The 1096-nt window shown below is 46.3% G+C and carries 2 protein-coding genes; both read left to right on the forward strand.

The window, feature by feature from the left end:
- A partial coding sequence (locus AC1DUW_RS29990; protein ID WP_477644332.1) for a fumarylacetoacetate hydrolase family protein occupies window positions 1-337 on the forward strand: 337 nt, incomplete at its 5' end.
- Window positions 338-360: 23 nt separating this feature from the next.
- The coding region (locus AC1DUW_RS29995) for a sugar kinase (protein WP_477644333.1) at window positions 361-1096 on the forward strand (736 nt) is incomplete at its 3' end.

Raw genomic sequence — 1096 nt, forward strand, 5'->3', positions numbered from 1 at the left:
GTGGTCACGCGGCAAAACGGCGGATACATTTGCGCCAATAGGTCCTGTTGTCGTTACACATGATGAAGTGGGTGATCCCCATGAGCTGGCGATTTCCCTTGAATTAAACGGAGAAATGATGCAGGATTCCAATACAAGTAACTTAATTTTTACCGTTCCGCAAATCATCTCATTTTTATCACAGTCCATGACGCTAAAGCCAGGTGATTTGATTGCAACTGGTACACCACCTGGCGTTGGAATGGGACGTAATCCGAAAGTCTGGTTGAAAAACGGTGACCGGATGAACGTCAGTATTGAAAGGATCGGTACGCTTTCTAATCACGTTAAAGCCTAACATGAGAGAAAGAAGATGATGAAATGGATGTTGTAACAATCGGAGAAACGATGACAGTATTTACCCCGAATGAAGAAGGACCCCTTCGCCACGCCCGCTCTTTTTCAATGAAGTTCGGCGGTGCGGAATCCAATGTCGCGATCGGGTTAAGCCGTCTCGGTCACAGGTCACGCTGGATAAGCCGTCTCGGTGAGGATGAATTTGGCGATGCGATGCACTCATTTATTCGCGGTGAAGGTGTAGATGTCTCATATGTAGCACGAGATGCTAATGCGCCGACCGGAGTCTTTTTCAAAGAATTCAGGCGGCTAAATGATACGCGAGTCTATTACTACCGTAAAGATTCGGCGGCTAGCAAAATGACAGCAGAATTACTGCCGGAACATGCGATTCAAGACGCCGTTTACTTACACATTACCGGTATTACTCCTGCACTTGGTGAGTCGTGCCAGTTGCTCATAGACAAAGCGATCCGCATTGCCAAGGAAACCGGAACAAAAATCGTCTTCGATCCGAATATTCGGTTGAAAATATGGGCGGATGAAAATGAAGCACGTCACTTCATTACAAAATACGCATCGGAAAGTGATATCGTCATGCCGGGTGTGGCCGAAGCTGAATTTTTATTCGGTTCCTACACACCGGAGCAGTTTATCGATCATTTTCATGAACTCGGTGTCGAAACAGTTTTGCTGAAATTGGGCAAAGAAGGTTCTCTAATTTCATCCCCGTCTGTACCGAAAACACACGTACCAGGAT

It is taken from the genome of Peribacillus sp. P4_C12 (assembly GCF_056402095.1).